Source organism: Luteimonas sp. GW821-FHT14E02, assembly GCF_058803905.1.
On record NZ_JBXAPK010000011.1, the window covers coordinates 105,134 to 125,175 of the forward strand.

At 66.0% G+C, this 20,042-nt stretch carries 24 protein-coding genes, 3 tRNA genes and 1 other RNA gene; 19 read left to right on the top strand and 9 right to left on the bottom strand.

Features of this window, described 5'->3' with window-relative positions; all coding sequences use genetic code 11:
* Window positions 1–56 precede the first annotated feature (56 nt).
* Window positions 57–133 (top strand) — tRNA-Asp (locus AC1RNP_RS16760).
* Between the two features lie 155 nt (window positions 134–288).
* The gene (locus AC1RNP_RS16765; protein ID WP_493052420.1) at window positions 289–2,280 is read left to right on the top strand and encodes a SurA N-terminal domain-containing protein; all 1,992 of its coding nucleotides are present in this window, start codon (window positions 289–291) and stop codon (window positions 2,278–2,280) included.
* 105 nt (window positions 2,281–2,385) lie between these two features.
* Here the strand turns inward: AC1RNP_RS16765 and AC1RNP_RS16770 are convergent, their stop codons facing one another.
* The 4 genes from AC1RNP_RS16770 to gloB form a co-directional block, all read right to left on the bottom strand.
* Window positions 2,386–2,772 carry a YciI family protein gene (locus AC1RNP_RS16770; protein WP_493052421.1) on the bottom strand — a complete coding sequence of 129 codons (387 nt, stop codon included), beginning with the start codon at window positions 2,770–2,772 and terminating at the stop codon, window positions 2,386–2,388.
* A gap of 14 nt (window positions 2,773–2,786) precedes the next feature.
* Complete coding sequence (locus AC1RNP_RS16775) at window positions 2,787–3,581, bottom strand: enoyl-ACP reductase FabI (RefSeq protein WP_493052422.1); 795 nt, start codon at window positions 3,579–3,581, stop codon at window positions 2,787–2,789.
* Window positions 3,582–3,698: 117 nt separating this feature from the next.
* Window positions 3,699–4,985 carry a lytic transglycosylase domain-containing protein gene (locus AC1RNP_RS16780; RefSeq protein ID WP_493052452.1) on the bottom strand — a complete coding sequence of 429 codons (1,287 nt, stop codon included), beginning with the start codon at window positions 4,983–4,985 and terminating at the stop codon, window positions 3,699–3,701.
* A gap of 14 nt (window positions 4,986–4,999) precedes the next feature.
* Window positions 5,000–5,779, bottom strand: a complete 780-nt coding sequence (gene gloB, locus AC1RNP_RS16785) for a hydroxyacylglutathione hydrolase (protein ID WP_493052423.1) — start codon at window positions 5,777–5,779, stop codon at window positions 5,000–5,002.
* 108 nt (window positions 5,780–5,887) lie between these two features.
* On the opposite strand from gloB, the gene AC1RNP_RS16790 reads away from it, so the two are divergent.
* Genes AC1RNP_RS16790 through dnaQ form a run of 3 tightly spaced genes read left to right on the top strand, consistent with a single transcriptional unit; the run spans window position 5,888 to window position 7,730 of the window.
* A complete protein-coding gene (locus AC1RNP_RS16790; protein ID WP_493052424.1) occupies window positions 5,888–6,586 on the top strand; it encodes a hypothetical protein in 699 nt (232 codons plus the stop codon).
* Entirely contained in the window at window positions 6,583–7,032 is a 450-nt protein-coding gene (rnhA, locus tag AC1RNP_RS16795; RefSeq protein WP_493052425.1) for a ribonuclease HI, read from the top strand. The genes AC1RNP_RS16790 and rnhA overlap by 4 nt, the downstream gene beginning before the upstream one ends.
* Window positions 7,032–7,730, top strand: a complete 699-nt coding sequence (gene dnaQ / locus AC1RNP_RS16800) for a DNA polymerase III subunit epsilon (RefSeq protein WP_493052426.1) — start codon at window positions 7,032–7,034, stop codon at window positions 7,728–7,730. Before rnhA ends, dnaQ begins: the two co-directional genes overlap by 1 nt.
* Before the next feature lie 132 nt (window positions 7,731–7,862).
* On the opposite strand, the gene AC1RNP_RS16805 is transcribed toward dnaQ, so the two are convergent.
* Entirely contained in the window at window positions 7,863–8,567 is a 705-nt protein-coding gene (locus AC1RNP_RS16805) for a PP2C family protein-serine/threonine phosphatase (RefSeq protein WP_493052427.1), read from the bottom strand.
* Window positions 8,568–8,894: 327 nt separating this feature from the next.
* Window positions 8,895–8,985: transfer RNA gene (locus tag AC1RNP_RS16810), tRNA-Ser, on the bottom strand.
* A gap of 160 nt (window positions 8,986–9,145) precedes the next feature.
* On the opposite strand from AC1RNP_RS16810, the gene AC1RNP_RS16815 reads away from it, so the two are divergent.
* Window positions 9,146–9,553 (top strand): DUF6165 family protein, encoded by a 408-nt coding sequence (locus AC1RNP_RS16815; RefSeq protein WP_493052428.1) that lies wholly within the window; start codon window positions 9,146–9,148, stop codon window positions 9,551–9,553.
* A 22-nt stretch (window positions 9,554–9,575) separates the two neighbouring features.
* The gene (locus AC1RNP_RS16820) at window positions 9,576–10,229 is read left to right on the top strand and encodes a hypothetical protein (RefSeq protein WP_493052429.1); all 654 of its coding nucleotides are present in this window, start codon (window positions 9,576–9,578) and stop codon (window positions 10,227–10,229) included.
* A 10-nt stretch (window positions 10,230–10,239) separates the two neighbouring features.
* Here the strand turns inward: AC1RNP_RS16820 and AC1RNP_RS16825 are convergent, their stop codons facing one another.
* A complete protein-coding gene (locus AC1RNP_RS16825; protein ID WP_493052431.1) occupies window positions 10,240–11,313 on the bottom strand; it encodes a glycosyltransferase family 9 protein in 1,074 nt (357 codons plus the stop codon).
* A 15-nt stretch (window positions 11,314–11,328) separates the two neighbouring features.
* Here AC1RNP_RS16825 and AC1RNP_RS16830 point away from each other — a divergent pair, with 15 nt between their 5' ends.
* From AC1RNP_RS16830 to AC1RNP_RS16860, 7 genes are read left to right on the top strand one after another with little or no spacing between them, the layout of a single operon-like run.
* Window positions 11,329–12,072, top strand: coding sequence for a 3-deoxy-D-manno-octulosonic acid kinase (locus AC1RNP_RS16830; RefSeq protein WP_493052432.1), 744 nt, complete (start codon window positions 11,329–11,331; stop codon window positions 12,070–12,072).
* Window positions 12,073–12,090: 18 nt separating this feature from the next.
* On the top strand, window positions 12,091–12,849 hold the full coding sequence (locus AC1RNP_RS16835) for an MBL fold metallo-hydrolase (RefSeq protein WP_493052453.1): 759 nt from the start codon (window positions 12,091–12,093) through the stop codon (window positions 12,847–12,849).
* A complete protein-coding gene (gene moaA / locus AC1RNP_RS16840; protein ID WP_493052433.1) occupies window positions 12,846–13,868 on the top strand; it encodes a GTP 3',8-cyclase MoaA in 1,023 nt (340 codons plus the stop codon). Before AC1RNP_RS16835 ends, moaA begins: the two co-directional genes overlap by 4 nt.
* A gap of 3 nt (window positions 13,869–13,871) precedes the next feature.
* Window positions 13,872–14,549, top strand: coding sequence for a phytanoyl-CoA dioxygenase family protein (locus AC1RNP_RS16845; RefSeq protein WP_493052435.1), 678 nt, complete (start codon window positions 13,872–13,874; stop codon window positions 14,547–14,549).
* Complete coding sequence (gene moaC / locus AC1RNP_RS16850) at window positions 14,546–15,034, top strand: cyclic pyranopterin monophosphate synthase MoaC (RefSeq protein WP_493052436.1); 489 nt, start codon at window positions 14,546–14,548, stop codon at window positions 15,032–15,034. The genes AC1RNP_RS16845 and moaC overlap by 4 nt, the downstream gene beginning before the upstream one ends.
* Window positions 15,031–15,276, top strand: a complete 246-nt coding sequence (locus AC1RNP_RS16855; protein WP_493052454.1) for a MoaD/ThiS family protein — start codon at window positions 15,031–15,033, stop codon at window positions 15,274–15,276. Before moaC ends, AC1RNP_RS16855 begins: the two co-directional genes overlap by 4 nt.
* A gap of 4 nt (window positions 15,277–15,280) precedes the next feature.
* Window positions 15,281–15,709 carry a molybdenum cofactor biosynthesis protein MoaE gene (locus AC1RNP_RS16860; protein ID WP_493052437.1) on the top strand — a complete coding sequence of 143 codons (429 nt, stop codon included), beginning with the start codon at window positions 15,281–15,283 and terminating at the stop codon, window positions 15,707–15,709.
* 289 nt (window positions 15,710–15,998) lie between these two features.
* On the opposite strand, the gene ffs is transcribed toward AC1RNP_RS16860, so the two are convergent.
* Together ffs and AC1RNP_RS16870 are read right to left on the bottom strand one after the other, a co-directional pair.
* An RNA gene (ffs, locus tag AC1RNP_RS16865) (signal recognition particle sRNA small type) lies at window positions 15,999–16,095 on the bottom strand.
* Window positions 16,096–16,141: 46 nt separating this feature from the next.
* A tRNA-Ser gene (locus AC1RNP_RS16870) sits at window positions 16,142–16,234 on the bottom strand.
* Window positions 16,235–16,467: 233 nt separating this feature from the next.
* Here AC1RNP_RS16870 and dnaX point away from each other — a divergent pair.
* The 5 genes from dnaX (at window position 16,468) to AC1RNP_RS16895 (ending at window position 20,028) form a co-directional block, all read left to right on the top strand.
* Window positions 16,468–18,198: a DNA polymerase III subunit gamma/tau gene (dnaX, locus tag AC1RNP_RS16875; RefSeq protein WP_493052438.1), complete on the top strand. Its 1,731-nt coding sequence runs from the start codon at window positions 16,468–16,470 to the stop codon at window positions 18,196–18,198.
* A 34-nt stretch (window positions 18,199–18,232) separates the two neighbouring features.
* Window positions 18,233–18,553 carry a YbaB/EbfC family nucleoid-associated protein gene (locus AC1RNP_RS16880; protein ID WP_226470496.1) on the top strand — a complete coding sequence of 107 codons (321 nt, stop codon included), beginning with the start codon at window positions 18,233–18,235 and terminating at the stop codon, window positions 18,551–18,553.
* A gap of 44 nt (window positions 18,554–18,597) precedes the next feature.
* The gene (locus AC1RNP_RS16885; RefSeq protein ID WP_493052439.1) at window positions 18,598–18,972 is read left to right on the top strand and encodes a hypothetical protein; all 375 of its coding nucleotides are present in this window, start codon (window positions 18,598–18,600) and stop codon (window positions 18,970–18,972) included.
* Window positions 18,973–18,997: 25 nt separating this feature from the next.
* Window positions 18,998–19,597: a recombination mediator RecR gene (recR, locus tag AC1RNP_RS16890; RefSeq protein ID WP_493052440.1), complete on the top strand. Its 600-nt coding sequence runs from the start codon at window positions 18,998–19,000 to the stop codon at window positions 19,595–19,597.
* Between the two features lie 77 nt (window positions 19,598–19,674).
* Entirely contained in the window at window positions 19,675–20,028 is a 354-nt protein-coding gene (locus tag AC1RNP_RS16895) for a histidine triad nucleotide-binding protein (protein ID WP_493052441.1), read from the top strand.
* The last annotated feature ends 14 nt before the right edge of the window (window positions 20,029–20,042 follow it).

Genomic DNA, 20,042 nt, shown 5'->3' on the forward strand with positions numbered 1-20,042 from the left:
CTTGGATGCTGTACAATTTTCAGACACGGTTTCAAACGTGCCTTTTTCAAAAACGCGGAGTGGTAGTTCAGTCGGTTAGAATGCTGGCCTGTCACGCCGGAGGTCGCGGGTTCGAGTCCCGTCCACTCCGCCAGTTATCCCGGAAGCCCCGCAGCGATGCGGGGCTTCCGCTTTTCCGGGGCCCGGGTTCCGGATGCGGCGGACTTCCTGCCCCGCAGCGCCAAAAGCGGGCTTTTCGCCTGAATATAGGTAAACTGCGCGGTCCGTCCCGACGCTAGTGCGCTCCCGATGCTGCAGAAACTCCGCGACAAGACCTCAGGCTGGTTTGCGACCGTGGTGCTGGCACTGCTGACCGTGCCGTTCGCCTTCTTCGGCATGGAGCAGTACCTGTTCGCGCGCAACGTGACGTTCGCGGCCAAGATCGAGGCGCCGCCGCAGTGGTGGCCGTCAGCGCCGCAATGGTGGCCGGTGACGATGCTGTGGCAGCGCGAGGAAATCGACGCCAACGATTTCAAGAACGCCTTCGAGCAGGCGCGCCAGCAGCAGCGGCAGATCATGGGCGAGCAGTTCGACCCGGAAGAATTCGAAACCATGGAGAACAAGCGCAGGACGCTTGATCGCCTGATCGATGAGAAGGTGCTGGCGATGGCGGCGGGCCGTGCCGGCATCGCGGTCGGCGATGCGCAGGTGCGCGACGCGATCCAGGCGGTCCCGGCGTTCCAGGTCGACGGCAAGTTCGATGCGCAGCGCTATCAGCTGGCGCTGTCCGCGCAGTCGCCGCCGATGACACCGCGCAGCTTCGAGCAGCGCATCCGTGATTCGCTGCAGCAGTCGCTGGTGCCGACGCAGCTGGCGCAATCGGCGTTCGTGACCTCGGCCGAGACGGAGCGCCTGCTCAAGCTGCTCGGCCAGAAGCGCGACGTGTCCTTCGCGATCGTGCCGCCGGCGGCCGAGGACTCCGCGCCGGTGTCCGATGCCGATGCGCAGAAATGGTTCCAGGAACATCAGGCCGAATATCGCGCGCCGGAAACCGTCACGATCGAATACGTCGATATCGACGGCAGCACGTTGCCGGCGGCGACGGCGGCCATGAGCGAAAGCGATCTGCGCAAGCGTTATGACGAAGAGATCAAGGCGGGGCGCTTCGTGGAGCCCGAGCAGCGCCTGACCTCGCACATCCTGGTGCAGGTGGCGGCGGGCGCCGATGCGAAGACGCAGAAGGCCGCGGAAGAGAAGGCGAAGAAGCTCGATGCCGAGGCGCGGCAGCCCGGCGCCGATTTCGCGGCGCTGGCACGCGCCAATTCCGACGATGCCGGCTCCAAGGCCAGCGGCGGCGATCTTGGCTGGGTGACGAAGGGGAACATGGTGGCCCCGTTCGAAAATGCCTTGTTCGCGATGAAAGCAGGCGAGATCAGCCAGCCGGTGAAGAGCGAGTTCGGTTGGCACATCATCCAATTGCGCGAAGTGAAGACCGGCCAGCAGACGCCGTTCGAAGTCGCGCGCGCGCAGCTTGAGAAGGAATCCGGCGAATCCGAGCGCGAACGCGCCTTCAACGATCTCACCACCAAGTTCTACGATCAGGTGCTGAAGAATCCGACGGCGTTGGCGCCCGCCGCGGCCGGTGCCAATCTGCCGGTGCAGAAGCTCGGCCCCATCACCAAGGATGCCGCGAGTGGGCAGGGCATCGCCGCCAATCCTGCGGTGTTGCGCGCGGCGTTTTCCGATTCGCTGATCCAGGACGGCACGGTGAGCGATCCGATCGAGATCGGCCCGAACCACAACGTGTTCCTGCGCGTCATCGAGCACGCGCCCGAGCGCACGCAGACGCTGGCGCAGGTGAAGGACAAGGTGACTGCCGCGATCCGCGCCGACCGCAGGCACAAGGCCGCCGAGGCGCAGGCCGATGCCATGGTGGCCAAGCTCAAGGCCGGCGAATCGCTGGCGACCATCGCCGCCGCGCAGAAACTGGCGGTGCAGGACGTCCCCGGCCTGCCGCGCACCGCGCCGGTGCCGGATCCGGCCGCGACCAAGGCCTATTTCGAAGCGCCCGCGCCGGCCGCCGGCAAGGTGTCGCCGGGCAAGGCGTCGCTGCCGGACGGCAGCATCGTCGTCTTCGCCGTGACCAAGGTGACGCCGGGCGATCCGAAGGAGGCCGGCGAGCCGGAGCGCATGCAGTTGCGTCAGCAGTTCGGGCAGTTGATCGGTGCCGAGGACGCGACCTCGCTGGTGGAAGCCTTGCGCAAGCGCATGAAGATCACGGTGGCCGAAGAGCGTCTCTGATCGGACGACGCGTCACTGCAACGAAAAAGCCCGGCGTGATGCCGGGCTTTTCGTTTCTGCTTCAGTTGCAGTCGAACGTCATGTTCGCCGCTATCGGAATTGTTTTCAGTCCGGCGTTTCCGAGCTGACGACGGAAGCATCGGCCTTCGCGGGATCGATCGGCCGGATCTCATAGGACAAGCCGTATTGAAGGCATGGATTGCCCGAGGCGAGCATCGCGGCCTCTTCGAGGCTGCCGGCGAGGATGAACCAGTAGCCGCCGATCACTTCCTTGGCTTCGGTGAACGGGCCATCGATGATCGCCTGCTTCCGGACGAGTTTGGCTTCCTTCGCGAGCCGCTGCCCGTGCTTCATCCGTCCCGCCTCGACGTGACGTTCGATCCAGACGTAAAACTCGTCGATTGCCTGTTGTATCTGCTGCGGTTCGGCCGAGGCGTCCCACTTGCCTCGGGAGATGACGAGATATTCGCCGGGAGCTGTGGTTCCGGACATGCGGAATTCTCCGATCAGTCGCCGCCTTCGATCCCGGTCATGCCGAGGATGTTGTAGCCACCATCGACATAGGTGACTTCGCCGGTGACGCCCGAGGCGAGATCGGAGCACAGGAAGGCGGCGACGTTGCCGACATCCTCGATGGTCACGGTGCGGCGGATCGGCGCGTTCTGTTCGACGTGGCCGAGGATCTTGCGGAAGCCGGCGATGCCCGAGGCGGCCAGCGTCTTGATCGGGCCGGCGGAGATGGCGTTGACGCGGATGCCTTCCGGACCGAGGTTCAGCGCGAGATAGCGCACGCTCGCTTCCAGGCTGGCCTTGGCCACGCCCATCAGGTTGTAGCCCTGCAGCGCGCGTTCGGCACCGAGGTAGCTGAGCGTCAGCAGCGCGCCGTTGCGGCCCTGCATCATCGGACGCGCGGCGCGGGCCAGCGCGGTCAGCGAATAGGCGGAGATGTCATGGGCGAGGGCGAAGTTCTCGCGCGTCGCGCCGTCCAGGTATTGACCTGCCACGGCCTCGCGCGGCGCGAAGGCGATGGCGTGCACCACGATGTCCACGCCGTCCCAGTGCTTGCCCAGTTCGGCGAAGCAGGCATCGATCTGCGCATCGTCGGCGACGTCCAGCGGCAACACGATCTTGCTGCCGTATTCCGCGGCGGCCTTGTCCACGCGCGTCTTGAGCTTGTCGTTGAGATAGGTGAAGGCCAGTTCGGCACCTTCGCGATGCATGGCTTCGGCGATGCCGGAGGCGATCGAACGTTCGCTGGCGATGCCGGTGATCAGTGCGCGCTTGCCTTGCAGGAAACCCATGGCGTTCTCTTGAAGTTGAGCTAGCGCTCTAGTTTGCCATGACGGCCGCGATCCCCGCTGTGGAGGCGTGCCACAAAGCGGCGGGGATTTGCAGGCGGGGGCTGGAACTTCGGCGCTTTATCTGGCGCTCGCACCGGAGCCCGACAGGACTTCGTCGATCTTGAGCACCATGCCCGGATGCAGCCTGCTACCCATCGTGAGGTTGTTGCGCGAGAGCAGGGCGTCGCGGCTGAGGCCGTAGCGCTGGGCGATGCGCCAGATCGAATCACCACGCGCCACCGTATGGGTGCGCGCGGGTGTCGCGGGTATCGACGCGGGATCGATTGCGATGTTGGTGGCGATTTCGGTGGCGGTTTCCGCATCGGCGAGTGTCGTCACTTTCGTTTCCTCGGGTTTCGAGGAAGGCACGGTGGCGATGGCCGGAACGGAAGTGGTGGATGCCGGTGTTGCGGTTGCGGCGGTGGCCGTGACCGGTGCCAGCACCCGCAGGTCGCGGCCGCCGCGAACGATGCGGCCATCCGGGAAGACGGGGTTGAGCCGTTTCACGAGTCCGGCATCGGTACCCTGCGCGGCGGCCCAGGCGTCGAGGCTGGGGATGCCGACGGGCAAGGTGGTCGGCGCCAGCACGGCGACCGGGCGGTCGAGCGCCTGCATCCAGCTTTCCTTGTCGTCGGCGCGGTCCAGCACGCAGGACAGGGCATGCAGCTTGCGCACGTAGCCCTGGGTGATGGCGGACAGGCCGACGAGCTTGTCGGGCTGCGCGTTCATCGCCTGCTGCCCGCTGCGCTTCAGCGCGCCGAGCAGGCGGTACTCGCCGGCGTTGAAGGCCATCACCGCTAGCCGCCAGTCGCCGGCGAACATGCCGTGCAGGGTCTTGAGATAACGCACCGCGGCCTGGGTGGATTCGACCGGGGACAGGCGTCCGTCGTAGCCCGGGCGGATGGCGACGTCGTGATTGCGGGCGGTGAGGGCGATGAACTGCCACAGCCCCGCCGGGCCGGCGCCGCTGCGGGCGCCCGGCTTGTAGCCGCTCTCGACGAAGGGGATCAGCGCATATTCGGTGGGCAGATGGGCCTGGCGCAGGGCATCGACCACGTAGCCGAACAGGGCCAGGGAATCGCTGTCGCTGGAGGCGAGCTGTTTCGGGGCGTTGGCGAAGTGGCGCTGCCAGCGTTCGCTGGTGTCCGGCCCACAGCTGGGGTCGGCCAGCCCTTCGCGGAAGCGGGTGTAGATTTCGCGGCCGTTGCGCGTCGTGGCCGGCGGGGATGGTGGCTGGGCCTGTGGTTGCGGTTGCGTCGCCGTGGACGGCATCCCGGGGACGTCGGCAATGAGCACGGGCGCATCGCCCGCGTGCGCGCCCGCACAGGCGCAGGCAAGCAGCATGCCGGCCGCGAGGCCGCGCAAGCCCGGACCGCGTTTCATGCGCGGAACCCGTCCTTCCAGCGCCGCAACGCGGCGAAGGTGGCGACGCGGTCGTTTCCGGCCTGACCGGCCTGGTTTTCGACGGCGGCGCGCACGCCGGGCGCGTCGACACGCAGGAACGGATTGGTCTCACGTTCGACCGCGATCGTGCTCGGCAGGCTGGGTTGTCCGGCGTTGCGCATGGCCTGGGCCTCTTCGATACGGCGCAGGAGCGCCGGGTTGTCGGGTTCGACCACGCGCGCGAAGGCGGCGTTGGACATGGTGTACTCGTGGCCGCAGCAGACGCGGGTCTCGCCGGGAAGGGCGGCCAGGCGGTCCAGTGAGGCCAGCATCTGCGCGGGCGTACCTTCGAACAGCCGTCCGCAACCGAGGCTGAAGAGGGTGTCGCCGCTGAACAGGAGGCCGTGGCCGCCGACGTCCGCGGCGTGGAACGCCAGATGGCTCACGGTGTGGCCCGGGACGGCGATGACCGAGAACTCCCAGTCCGCGATCCGGGCGCGCTCGCCATCCCCGACGCGGCGGCTGGTGATGGCGATCCGGTCGTCCGCCGGGGCCACGACGGGCAGGTCAGGCCAGCGCTGGCGCAGCGCCACCACGCCGCCGATGTGGTCGTCGTGGTGGTGGGTGAGGAGGATGCCGACAGGCGCCAGGCCGTCCGAAACCGCGGCCAGGACCGGTTCGGCGTCGCCGGGATCGACGATGAGCGCGCGGCCGGCGTCATCGCGCAGCATCCAGATGTAGTTGTCGGCGAATGCCGGCAGGGCCTGCAACTGCATGGGGGGCGCTCTGTTGGAAAGTCCGCACATCGAACCACGCCGTCAGCGTGGTGAGGTGTGCGGGCTCTTGCGGAGGGATCCGCATGTGACTCCCGTAGAATTGCGACCATGCCCCCATCCCTATCCCCCGGTCAACCCGACAGCGCCGACGGCTGGTTCGGGACCCCTCCGGGACTGATCCTGCTGGAAAGCGAGCAAGCCACCGTCGAACGGGCCGTGGCCGAGCGTCCGGCGCTGCCCTGGCTCTGGCTGGCGCCACTGGTCCAGCCTCTCGACATCGTCGGTCGCGGCCTCAAGCTGGCGGTGTCCCGCGCTGCCGATGGCAAGCAGACGGCCTTCTCCGGCGATATCCACTGCGGCCTGCCGCTGCCCCTGGCCAACGAGTCGATCGGCGTGGTCGTGCTCCAGCACGTCGCCCGGCCCGACGGTGCCGGCAACGCCCTGCTGGCCGAATGCGCGCGCGTGCTGGTCCCGGGCGGCCGGCTGTGGCTGTTCGCCCTGAACCCGCTGGCCCCGTACCGCTGGCGCTGGCGCGGCGCCGGCCTGCGCGCCTCGGAGCCGCTGACCTGGCGCCGCCGCCTGCGCGCGGTCGGGCTGGCGCCCGAGCCGGTCTCGCAGGGCATCGGGCCGAGCTGGAAGCCGCTGGTGTCCGAACATCCCCAGGATGGCCCGGGCCTGCGCGCGGCCTACGCCGTGCGTGCCGACAAGCGCAGCATGCCGCTGACGCCCATGCGCCGGCGCCTGCCGCTGCGGCTGCCTGGCTCTCATGGAGCGCCGGCCGCATATCGAGAGTTTCTGGATTCATGAAGGAAATCGAAGTCCACACCGACGGAGCCTGCCTTGGCAACCCCGGCCCAGGCGGCTGGGCGGCGCTGCTGCGCTACGGCACCCGCGAGCGCGAGCTGGCCGGCGGCGAGGCCATGACCACCAACAACCGCATGGAGCTGATGGCCGCGATCATCGCCCTGGAAACCCTCACCGAACCCTGCATCGTCGCGCTGACCACCGATTCGCAGTATGTGCGTCAGGGCATCACAGAATGGATGCCGGGCTGGGTGCGGCGCGGGTGGAAGACCGCCGGCGGCGATCCGGTCAAGAACCGCGACCTCTGGGAGCGCCTGCACGCCGCCACGCTGCGCCACCGCATCGAATGGCATTGGGTGAAGGGCCATTCCGGTGATCCGGACAACGAACGCGTCGACGCGCTGGCGCGCGCCGAGGCCATCAAATGGAAGGAAGGAGTCAACGTCTAATGCGCCAGATCGTGCTCGACACCGAAACCACCGGTCTGGAATGGAAGAAGGGCAATCGCGTCGTCGAAATCGGCTGCGTGGAATTGATGGAGCGCCGTCCCACCGGCCGCACCTACCATCAGTACATCCATCCCGATCGCGAGTTTGAACCCGGCGCGCAGGAAGTGACGGGATTGACGCTGGAATTCCTGGCCGACAAGCCGCGCTTCGCCGAAATCGCCGATGCCTTCCTGGAATTCATCGACGGCGCCGAGCTGATCATCCACAACGCCGCGTTCGACATCGGCTTCCTCAATCACGAACTTTCGCTGTTGGGTGACCGTTACGGGCGCATGCAGGATCGCGTGAGCGTTGAGGATTCCCTGGATATGGCGCGCCAGCGCTATCCGGGGCAGCGCAATTCACTCGATGCCCTGTGCAAACGCCTGGGCGTGGACAACGCACACCGCCAATTGCACGGCGCGCTGCTCGACGCGCAACTGCTGGCCGAGGTCTATCTGGCGCTGACCGCCGGGCAGAGCGAAATCGGCTTCGGCAGTCCCGATGCCGAGGAAAAGCGCAGCGCCAGTATGGTGATCGCGGATGCGGCGCTCGGTCCGAGGCCGCGCGTGCTGGTGACCGAGGAGGAGCTCGCCGCGCATGCGGCTCGGCTGGACGTCATCCGCAAGAAAGCCGGGACCTGTCTCTGGGAAAGTTAGGGCGGCAGAGCATTTTGGGCACAGATATTTCCATCCGTCATCCCAGCGAAAGCTGGGACCCATTTTGATCTTCGCTCAAATGGATCCCAGCTTTCGCTGGGATGACGAGGCTGTGGTCGCTTGCAGCGAGCCTTACAGCTTCCGCACCAGCACCACGGTGACGTTGTCCGAGCCGCCATGATCCAGTGCCGCGGCCACCAGCCCGTCCACGCATTCCTGCGCGCTGCACTCGGTATGCGCAAGCACGCGTGAGATGCCGGGATCGTCGACTTCCTCGGTCAATCCATCGCTGCACAACAACAGTTGCATGCCGGCCGTGAACTCGCCCGACATGGTCTCGACGTTCAACGACTGCGGATCGGTCACGCCCAGCGCCTGCGTCACCACGTTGCGCTGCGGATGCACGCGCGCCTGATCGACGCTGATCGTGCCTTGCGAGATCAATTCCTGCACGTAGCTGTGATCCTGCGACAACTGCGCCAGCTTGCCGCCGTGCCACAGATAGACCCGGCTGTCACCGACCCAGGCGACCTCGAAGCGGCCGTTGACCACGCGCGCGGCCACGACGGTGGTGCCCATCGGCAATGCGTCGCTACGCCTGCGCGAGGCGCCGATGATCTCCTCGTCGGCGATGCGGATCGCCATCGCCAGCGGCTTGCCGTGGCGGATCTCGCGCACGATCACCTCGCGCGCCAGTGCGCTCGCGACCTCGCCGTATTCGTGTCCGCCCATGCCGTCGGCCACCAGCCACAGCCCCAGCTCGCTGTCGCCGTAATAGGTGTCCTCGTTCAGTTCGCGCCTGAGGCCGACATGGGTGAGGTGTCCAAACTCGATCATGAGTCGATCATGCGCGGCGATAGCGGTCGGTCAGTTGGGGGCGGTTCATCGCAATGATGCAGTTTGCAGGCCAGTGCCGGTGCTGGCAACCGCGGCGTGCCCGCGAACGAAAAACGCCCCGTTCGGGACGTTTTTTGCGATTCTGGCGGAGAGGGGGATTGTTCGGCCCATCCATGGGCCTCACCCCTCCGGCGCGATGCGCCTGCGGGGCCAGCCTGCGGCTGTCCAAATTCGTTCCAGACGAATTTGTCGAACCTTTGGACTCTCATCCAAATCTTCCTCCCCGCCAGATACGCAAAACGCCCCTTGCGGGGCGCTTCACGTATCTGGCGGAGAGGGAGGGATTCGAACCCTCGGTACGCTATTAACGTACGCCTGATTTCGAGTCAGGTACATTCAACCGCTCTGCCACCTCTCCGATGTGCGGCATCCATCCTCTGGAGCCTGTGCGTCGCCGTCCTTGCCGGCGCCCGAAGCGACGTTGGGCCGACGCAATGGGGTTGCCATGATACGGGCCGGGGCCAGACCCGACAAGGCAGGGGGCGTAAACTGGCGGCCCTCTCATCCGATCGTCCCTCATGTCCGAAATCCTCGTCCCCGTTTCCTTCGGCGAACTGCTCGACAAGATCGCCATCCTGCAGATCAAGTCCGAGCGCATGTCCGATCCGGCCAAGCTGGCCAACGTCCGCAACGAGCTGTCGGCGCTGGAAACGACGTGGATGGCGCACCCCGCCGCCGGCCAGGACATCGTGCAACTGCGCACGGACCTGAAGGCCGTCAACGAGCGCCTGTGGGTGATCGAGGACGATATCCGCATCAAGGAGAAGGCGCAGGCCTTCGACGAGGAATTCATCCGACTCGCGCGCAGCGTCTACATCGAGAACGACGAGCGGGCGCGGATCAAGAAGGACATCAATCTGGCGCTGGGCTCGGCCTATGTCGAAGAAAAGTCCTACCAGGATTACGGACCTGGCTTGAAACGTTGAACCGATACCAAGGAGGTTGTCGATGGGCAAGGAAAAGCCTCGTGCGACCTGGATGTGGCTCTACGATGATCTGCTCGCCTGGCTGTGTCCGGGCGGGTTGCTGTTGACGGCTTTGATCCTGCGTAATCCGGCCGGGTTTCGTTTGTTGCGCGAACAGGCGCCGGAACTGACGCTGCCAACCTGGTTCGCAGGGGCTTACGTCCTCGGCTTGGCATTGAGCCCCTTGGGGCGCGTGATCTACGGCATTGCCCAAAGCATCGTTTGGCCGCGCTTGCGCGGAGCTTGGACGCCGGCAATCGCGTTTCTTTCGGCCCGTCTTCAACGTAGCGAGGGAGTGACCTTGCCAGATGCGGCACAGATGTCGACATCCGTCTTCCATGATGTCGATCGGCGCATGCGCGAATATCTCGAGGCGGCGGATCCTTCCTCGCGCAATACGCTTAACCGGATGAAGGTGCTTTGCAGTCTCTCGTGCAATTCAGTCGCTGCCTGCCTGGTGTTTATCGCGGTGGACGCATTGACCGGACGCCACGAGAGCTGGACCGCGGGGCAGGTGGCCGCTGCGACACTGATGGTGGTTCTGGCCCTGATCGCAGCGGTTTATCGGGAGCGTCGCCGTCAGCGCACGCAATTATCGATCTGGCGACGGCTGCAGATCGAAACCGCAAGCTTGTGAGCATGTGCTTTCAGGAAGCGGTGGCGTAGCGTTCGAACGCCGCGATCGCATCGTCGACGGTCACCAGATCCATCACGCCGTCGTGCTCGATCTTCGTTCCCCACTTGAGCTCGCTCGCGGGTTTGCCGAGATACTTGCGCGCCGCATCGTCGTAGCGATCGACGCAATACCGCCGGTCCGAGTACGGCCCGCTGCGCGCGGGATTGCTGGCCGCATGCAGCCCCAGCACCTTTGTTTCCATTGCATTGGCGATGTGCATGGGGCCGGAATCCGGCGTCATGAGCAGGTCCGCGCGTTCGAGCAGCGCGGGTAGCTGCTTCAGCGTGTCCTTGCCGACCAGATCGAGGGCGGGGTGGCGCATCGCCGCGAGGATGGCGTCGGCGGTGTTGCGTTCCAGCTCGCTGCGCCCGCCGCACAGCACGACGCGCCAGCCGCGCTTGACGGCGTGATCGGCGACCGCGGCATAGCGTTCGCTGCGCCAGTTGCGCAATGTGTGGCTGGAACACGGGGAGATCATCAGGGTCGGAATTCCAGCGTCATGCGAGTCGGGCCATTGCGCGCGCGCCCATGCGCGCGCCTCGTCCGGCACCGGTAGGTTCCAGACGACTTCTTCCTGCTTCAGTCCGAGCGGCTCGCAGAAGCTGCCGATTGCGTCGAGCACGTGGATGCCTGGGCGATCGGGAATGCGCTCGTTGACGAACAACCCGTGCAGGTCCTTCGACCGGGATTTGTCGTAGCCGATGCGGCGCGTCGCCGGAATGAATGCCGAGAGCAGGTTGGCACGCGCGGCTACCTGCATCTGCATCAGCGCGTCGAAGCGCTTGCCGGGGCCGATGTGTTCGCGCAGTTCCCGGCGCAGCGCGCGCATGCCGGCCCATCCGGATTTCTTGTCGTAGACGACGAATTCCACGCCTTCCAGCCCTTCCAGCAGCCGGAATTCGCCCTTGCCGATCACCCAGGTCAGCGCCAGCTGCGGCCAGGCCTTGCGCAGGGTGTGCACCAGCGGCACCACATGGGTGACGTCGCCCAGCGCCGAGAGGCGCAGCAGGCAGAGGGAACGGGGTGGGGCGGAAAGCTTGGACACGTTAGACTCGCAAGGATGGCTGTATTCGACGCCACCGAAAGCTTGACGCCGTTCCGTGCCGGTCGCGGTTACGGCTCGATTCTGTTCGACGCCACGCAGCTGCGGCAAGTCGACCCGCGCTGGTTCGATCCGGCCGGGTGGGGCGATCGCGCGCAATTGGTGGGGCAAGGCGGCCGTGGCGGCGCCTGGTTCATCGATGCCAGCCACGGCCCTTGCGTGCTGCGTCACTATCTGCGCGGCGGCTGGGCGGCGAAGTTCAGCCGCGACCGCTACCTGTGGCGTGGCGCCGACCGCGTGCGCAGCTTTGCCGAATTTCGCCTGTTGCGCGAACTGTTGAAGCGCCGCCTGCCCGTGCCGCACCCGATCGCGGCCTGCTACGTGCGCGAGGGCATGACCTACCGCGCCTCGATCCTGCTGGAGCGGCTGACCGGCGTGCGTTCGCTGGCCGATCTCGCCGACGAGAGCGACGCGCCCTGGAAGGCGACGGGCGAGTTGATCGCGCGCTTCCACCGCGAAGGCCTCGACCACGCCGATCTCAACGCGCACAACATCCTCTTCGACGAGGCCGGCAAGGGTTGGCTGATCGATTTCGACCGCAGCACGATGCACATTCCGGCCACCGGCTGGCGCTCGCGCAATCTGGCGCGGCTGGAGCGTTCGCTGCTGAAACTGCGCGGTGAGCGCAGCATCGAAACGGTGCGTGCCGATTTTGCACGGCTGCGCGCGGCCTACGATGCCCGCTGGGCGAAAGGAATCTAGGGCATCATGCCCGGTGTGATGAACTGGTCCCTGCGTTTCCAAGGCGTCGGCAATGCCTCGGCGGTCGAACTCGGATCGCCGATGGCGACGATCGAGCGCGATGGCGCGCCCTGGCTCGCCATCGACTGCGGTGCCGAAGGCCTCACCGCCTATCAGGCGCATTACGGCACGACACCGCGGGCATTGTTCGTCACCCACGTGCACCTGGATCACGTCGCCGGCTTCGAGCGCCTGTTCGTGGCCGACTATTTCGTCGCGCCGCGTGCCGAGAAAACCCGCCTGTACGTGCCGGCGCGCGTGGTGCCGCTGCTGCACGCGCGCGTCGCCGACTATCCGAATGTGTCGGCCGAAGGCGGGACCAATTTCTGGGATGCCTTCCAGCTGATCCCGGTCGGCGAGGCCTTCTGGCATGACGGGGTGCGCCTGGAAGTCTTCCCGGTGCGCCATCATTGGCCGGAGACCGCCTATGGCCTACGCTTGCGCGGTAGCCTGGTGTGGAGCGGCGATACCCGCCCGATCCCCGAAATGCTGGCCCGATACGCCGACGCCGACGAACTGGTCGCCCATGACTGCGCGCTGCGCGGCAATCCTTCGCACAGCGGCATCGACGATCTGGAACGCGAGTATCCGCCGGAGCTGCTGGCGCGCTGCGTGTTCTACCACTACGCGGGGGCGGCCGATGGCGAGGCGCTCGCTGCGCGCGGCTATCGGATCGGACATCCCGGCGAGGTGCTGGCGTTGAACGAACCGACGGCCGAACGGGTCCAACCAGCATGAACGCCGTCCTCCAGCCCGCCGCCGCTCCGCTGGATCGCCTCGGCCGTCCCATCCACGACTTGCGCCTGTCGGTGATCGAGGCCTGCAACTTCCGTTGCGGCTACTGCATGCCGGCCGACCAAGTGCCCGACGATTACGGCCTGGATGCCGCGTCGCGACTGTCCTTCGACGAAATCGAAACCCTGGTGCGCGGTTTCACGCGGTTGGGCATGCACAAATTGCGCATCACCGGCGGCGAGCCGTTGCTGCGCAAGGGATTGCCGGATCTGATCGCGCGCCTGGCCGCGATCCCGGGAATCGAGGATCTGGCGCTGACCACCAATGGTTCGCTGCTCGCGCGTCATGCGCGCGCCTTGCGCCAGGCGGGTTTGCGTCGCATCACCATCAGCCTCGACGCGCTCGATCCGGAACTGTTCCGCAAATTGTCCGGTGATCGCGGCACGGTCGAGGATGTGCTCGCCGGAATTGCAGCGGCGGAGGCCGCCGGCTTCGAGCGCCTGAAGTTCAACTGCGTGATGCAGCGTGGCATCAACGAAGACGAGGCGTTGACCCTGGTCGAACGTTTCCGAGGCACCGGCCACATCGTGCGTTTCATCGAATACATGGACGTCGGCACCTGCAACGGCTGGGATCGCGCGCGGGTGGTGCCATCGCTCGAACTGCGCGACCGCATCCATGCGCGCTGGCCGCTGCGTCCGCTCGATGCCAACTATCGCGGCGAAGTCGCCTCGCGCTACGCCTTCGAGGATGGCGGTGGCGAAATCGGATTCGTCAGCTCGGTCAGCGAGCCGTTCTGCGGCGACTGCCATCGCGCCCGCGTGTCCGCCGACGGCCAGCTCTTCACCTGCCTGTTTGCCGCCACCGGCACGCCGCTGCGGCCCTTGCTGGCGCAGGGCGAAGCCGCTTTCGCCGAACATCTCACCGGATTCTGGAAGCGGCGCGCCGATCGCTACAGCGAACTGCGTGGCCGCGCCGATGCGCCGCGCAAGCATGTGGAAATGTTCTTGATCGGTGGGTGAGCGATGCCTGGTGATGCGCTGGAAAGTGCCGGGTTTCTGATGGCTCGCGCCTGCCTGCCGGTAGAGGACGTCTCCCGGATCGGCGCTCAGATAGATGTGTTTGAATTCCGTGGAGCCGGTACGCGAAATTTGCTTTCGATGGCCTGGTGTCGGGAGTTGGCCGATCGCCTACGGGTGACTTTGTCACAACAAGGGCTGCTGGCTACGGATGCGGTTTCTGTGCAATGCACGCTGTTCAAGAAGTCGGATTCTCGGAACTGGAAAGTCGCATTGCATCAGGATCTCGCGATACCGGTTGCCGCAAAGATCGATCATGTGGCCTTGTCGGGTTGGTCGAGCAAGGAGGGCGTGCACTTCGTGCAGCCGCCGATCGAATTGATGCAGACGATGCTGGCGGTGCGGTTGCATCTCGATCCGTGCCGGGATGGCGATGGTCCTGTGTGCGTCGTTCCCGGGTCGCACCGCCACGGCCGGCTGGATCAGGCGCGGACACGTGCGCTGGATGCGGCCGAAGGCCGGGTCGAGTGCCTGGCCGAGCCTGGGGATCTGCTGTTGATGCGGCCTTTGCTGCTGCATGCCTCTTCCAAGGCGAAGCAACCGAACGGTGCGCGCCGCGTATTACACTTCCTGTTCGGTCCCAGCGAGCCTGGGTATGGGTTGCGCTGGAGCATGGCGGCATGAGCAGAAAAAACGCACTGACGCACCTCGACCCCAAGGGCCGTCCCGCCATGGTCGATGTGTCCGCCAAGGCCGTCACCGCGCGCGAGGCCGTCGCGTCCTGCCGCGTGCGTTTTCCGCTGGATGTCGCCCATCAATTGCGCAAGAGCGGCCTGAAGAGTGCCAAGGGCGGTATCGTCGAGACGGCCATCGTGGCGGGGACGCTGGCGGTGAAGCGCACGCACGAGTTGATCCCGTTCTGCCATCCGCTGCCGATCGACGGGATTCGCATCGGCATCGATTGGAGTGGCGAGCGCGATCTGGACATCGAATGCGCGGTGAAGACCACGCACCGCACCGGCGTCGAGATGGAGGCGCTGACCGGCGCCACCGTCGCGGCGCTGACGGTCTACGACATGTGCAAGGCCTTGTCGCACGCCATCGTGCTGGGGCCGGCGAAACTGCTGGGCAAGCGTGGCGGCAAGCGTGATTTCGGGAAGACGGTCTGATGACGCAGGTGACGGTGCTTTATTTCGCCATCCTGCGTGATACCGCCGGCGTGACGAGCGAGACGATCGGATCGGATGCCTCCGATCTGCGCGGGCTTTACGAAACGCTCCAGGCGCGTCACGGTTTCGTCCTGCCGGTCGGGCGCTTGCGGGTGGCGGTCGACGGCGCGTTCGCGCGTTGGGAAGAACCGCTTCGCGAAGGTAGCGAGGTGGCTTTTATTCCACCGGTATCGGGAGGGTGAGTCCATGAAGAAATTCACGCTCGCCGAAGCGCCGTTCGACATCGTGCCGCTGCGCGCCGCGCTCGTGCGCGGCGAAGCCGGTGCGTTCGCCAGCTTCGAGGGCTGGGTGCGCAACCACAACGAAGGGCGCGATGTGCATGGTTTGCGCTACGAAGCCTACGTAGCGCTGGCGGAAGCCGAAGGCGAGCGCGTGCTGGGCGAGGCCCTGGCGAAATTCGAGATCGCGGACGCGTGTTGCGTGCATCGCGTCGGCGATCTGGCGATCGGTGATCTGGCGGTGTGGGTCGGCGTGTCGGCCGGACATCGTGATGCGGCCTTCGCCGCCTGCCGTTTCATCATCGATGAGGTGAAGGCGCGCGTGCCGATCTGGAAGCACGAGCGCTATGTCGACGGCGCGGCTGACTGGTTGCATCCGGAGCCGCCGGCCGCCTGAGTCCGAGCTCGCTCAGGGAGCAACTTCCCTCACCGAAATGTCGGTGCAACGCTTCGCCCTGCGGATCGGCCGGTGCCCGGACGGCGGGGATGGCGGTGCTCATGGCGCGTAGTGGGCATCGCGGACGCGCCACACGCCGGTTCGTCCCATCCTTCTTGAAACTTTCTGGGGAAAAGCCCCCTTGGTAAGGGGGCGCCCCGAAGGGGCGGGGATCGGAAGCACATCGCCGAGGCCCAAGATGTGCTCCGCAAATCTTGGGTTTTTCATGCAAAGCACGAAAAGGGCGATGGCCCCGCCAACTAACCTCGGCGCCCGCGTCAATCGATACCGTTGCTGCCTTCCGGCCCTGGCGGGATTTTCGATCTAGCGTCGCGAGGGGCCGACGGGGCCACCATAGAGACTTGCGCTCGCATCGCGACGCGCTTTTGAAACTGGCGGAGAGAGGGGGATTCGAACCCCCGAAGCGCGGTTTAGACGCTTACACACTTTCCAGGCGTGCTCCTTCAACCACTCGGACACCTCTCCGCATTACTTCATCAATCTGGAACTTTACGGACTCGTCCATCCATGGAGCATCGCCGCTCGGCATCCATGCCTCGCCCTCGCGGCGCTTGAGGCGCCGCTCGACCTCTCCACATCGGGTCCGAAGCCGGCACGGGGCCTGATTCGGGGCGCAAATTCTAGCCGCGACAGGCATTTGGGACAAGCGAGCTGGAAATGTCGCGGTCCACGAGACCTGCGCATGGCAAAATGCCCCCATGTCCTACCTCGTCCTCGCCCGCAAGTGGCGTCCCAAGCGTTTCGCCGAACTGGTAGGCCAGGAGCACGTGGTCCGCGCGCTGACCAATGCGCTGGATTCCGGCCGCGTGCACCACGCCTTCCTGTTCACCGGCACCCGCGGGGTCGGCAAGACGACCATCGCGCGCATCTTCGCCAAGAGCCTGAACTGCGAGCGCGGCACCTCGGCCGAGCCCTGCGGCGAATGCAACGCCTGTCGCGACATCGACGCCGGCCGCTTCATCGACCTGCTCGAGATCGACGCCGCCTCCAACACCGGTGTGGACGATGTCCGCGAGGTGATCGACAACGCCCAGTACATGCCCTCGCGCGGCCGCGTGAAGGTCTATCTGATCGACGAAGTGCACATGCTGTCCAAGTCGGCCTTCAACGCGCTGCTGAAGACGCTGGAGGAGCCGCCGGGGCATGTGAAATTCCTGCTCGCCACCACCGATCCGCAGAAATTGCCGGTGACCGTGCTCTCGCGCTGCCTGCAGTTCAACCTGAAGCGGCTGGACGAAGGGCAAATCCGTGGCCAGATCACCAGGATTCTCGAGGCCGAGGACATCGCCGCCGAGCCCGGCGCGATCCGGCAGTTGGCGAAGGCCGCCGACGGCAGCCTGCGTGACGGCCTGTCGCTGCTGGACCAGGCCATCGCCTACACGGGGGCTGGAAGTGGCGTGGGCACGCTGTCCGACGGCGCGGTGGCGACAATGCTCGGCACGGTCGACCGCACCCGTGTCGGCGCATTGCTAGGCGCCTTGAGCGGCGGCGACGGACAGGCGCTGCTGAAGGAAGTCGAAGCGCTGGCGGAGTTTTCGCCCGACTGGTCCGGCGTCCTCGACGCCCTGGCCGACGCCTTGCACCGGATCCAGGTGAAGCAGCTGGTGCCGGGAAGTGCGAACAACGAGTACGCTGAGGCCGATGGCAGCGACGTCGAGGCCTTGGCCGGGCAGCTGCGTCCTGAAGTGGTGCAGCTTTGGTATCAGATGGCCTTGAACGGGCGCCGCGATCTGCCGTTTGCGCCCAGCCCACGCGCCGGCTTCGAGATGAGCGTGCTGCGCATGTTGGCGTTCCGGCCGGCCGAGGGCGGGACGCAGACGGTGGCATCGGCGCAGTCGCAGGTCTCCGGGCCTGCCGCAGCCAAGGCTGCGCTGGAAGCTGCCGGGGTCGCGGCACCGCGTGCTTCCTCGCCGCCGCCCGCCGCTGCCAGACCTTCAGCCGTGCCTACGCCCGCGCCCACACCAGAACCCCCGATGCCGAGGCCGCCAGCGGCAGCGCCGCCGAAGCCGGCACCGCCCGCCGTTCCGGCATCGTCCATTGCCATCGACGGTGCGCGCTGGCTCGACCTGGTCGCCGGCCTGAATCTGCGCGGCCCGGTGAAGGAGCTGGCTTCGCACGCGGGTTTCGTGTCGCACGCCGACAACGTGCTGCGGCTGTCGCTCCCCGAATCCGACGATCACCTCAAAGCCCCGTTCCTGGTCGCGCAGCTCGCCGAAAGCCTCGGCGCGCACCTCGGCGGGGTGCCGAAGATCCAGTTCGAGGCGGCCACGACCGTCACCGAAACCCTGCACGAGCGCAACGCGCGCCAGCGCGACGAGCGCCAGAACGCGGCCGAGAATGCCTTCCTGTCCGATCCGGACGTGCAGCGGCTGATGTCGCAGCAAGGCGCCAAACTTGTGCCGGACTCGATCCGTCCCTACGAAGACTAGAACTACCTAGAACCACTTCAGAGAGAACACCGACATGCGTGGAAACATCGCCCAGCTCATGCAGCAAGCGCAGAAGATGCAGGAAAACATGCAGCGCGCGCAGGAAGAGCTCGCCAGCCTCGAAGTCACCGGCAATGCCGGCGGCGGCATGGTCAACATCACCATCACCGGACGCATGGAGTGCCGCAAGGTGCGCATCGATCCGAGCGTGCTGACCGATCCTGAAATGGCCGAAGACCTGATCGCGGCCGCGTTCAACGACGCGGTCAACAAGGTCAACACCGAATCGCAGGCGAGGATGTCGGCCGCGACCGCCGGCATGCAGATGCCGCCGGGAATGAAGCTGCCGTTCTGATTGCGTTCCGGCATCGCAGGAAACTCGGACAGGAAACCTGGACCATGCAGGTCTACCCGCAATCGCGGCTCATCAAGATCGATGCCTATTCGGCGGTGGCCGCGTGGGGATTGCTGGGGCTGGCCATCGTCCTGTTCCTGGCCGCGATCGTGCTGAAGGTGCAGATCTTTGGCGCGATCATCGGCGCCAGCACGGCCTTCATGCTGGCCGCGCTGATCCACCTGGGATTCGCCCTCGCGCACAAATGTCCGCATTGCGGCAAGCATCCGACCATCCAGGGATTCGCGAAACTGCATCCGAGCGTCCCGACGGCGACCGGCGTGGACGGTTGGGCGCGCGTGGTGGTGGATGTGGTCAGGAGGCAGGAGTTCGCGTGCATGCATTGCGGCGCGCGCTTCAAGGTTTCGGACGCCGCCTGACTTTCCGCGAAGACAGAACCACCGCATGACCACCTCCCTGCTCGAACGCCTGATCGAAGCCTTCCGCGTCCTGCCGGGTGTCGGGCAGAAGACCGCGCAACGCATGGCCTATCACGTGCTGGAGCGCGAGCGCGAAGGCGGCAAGCGCCTCGCCGAGACGCTCGGCCAGGCGATCGAGCGCATCGGCCATTGCGTGCGCTGCCGCGATTTCAGCGAGACCGAACTGTGCGCCACCTGCGCGAGCCCGTCGCGCGATGCACACCAGCTGTGCATCGTGGAATCGCCGGCCGACCGCCTCGCCATCGAACAGGCCACCGGGTATCGCGGGCTGTACTTCATCCTGCAGGGGCGCCTGAGTCCGCTCGACGGCATCGGCCCGCGCGAACTCGGCCTCGATCAATTGGCCGAGCGTCTGGCGGAAGGCGAAGTGCAGGAGTTGATCATCGCCACCAACCCGACGGTGGAAGGCGAGGCGACCGCGCACTATCTCGCCCAGCTCGCGCGCCAGCACGACGTGCGGCCGAGTCGGCTTGCGCACGGCGTGCCGCTGGGCGGCGAACTGGAATACGTGGATCGCGGCACGCTTTCGCACGCCTTCGGCACACGCAGCGAAATGCCGCGATAAGGCGGCGCCGAGACGGCCGGCATGCATCGCGGCCGGTGTGACAGAATCCATCCTGAAATCATCACAGGAGCCGCGGCATGGCTGAGGACACCATCTTTCACAAGATCATCCGCCGGGAGATTCCGGCCGAAGTCGTGTACGAGGACGATGATCTGATCGCCTTTCGCGACATCATGCCGCAGGCGCCGGTGCATGTGCTGTTCGTGCCGAAGGAGACGGTGGCGACCTTGAATGATCTGCCTGCGGATCGGCCCGAGATCATCGGGCGGCTTGCGGTTGCCGCTGCGCGTTATGCGAAGGAGCAGGGGTTTGCCGAGGATGGTTATCGCATTGTGATGAATTGCAATCGGCATGCGGGGCAGACGGTGTTTCAGTTGCATCTGCATCTTTTGGCGGGGGCGCAGCTTGGGCGGTTTGGGACGCCTGCATAAGGTAGTTTTGGGGC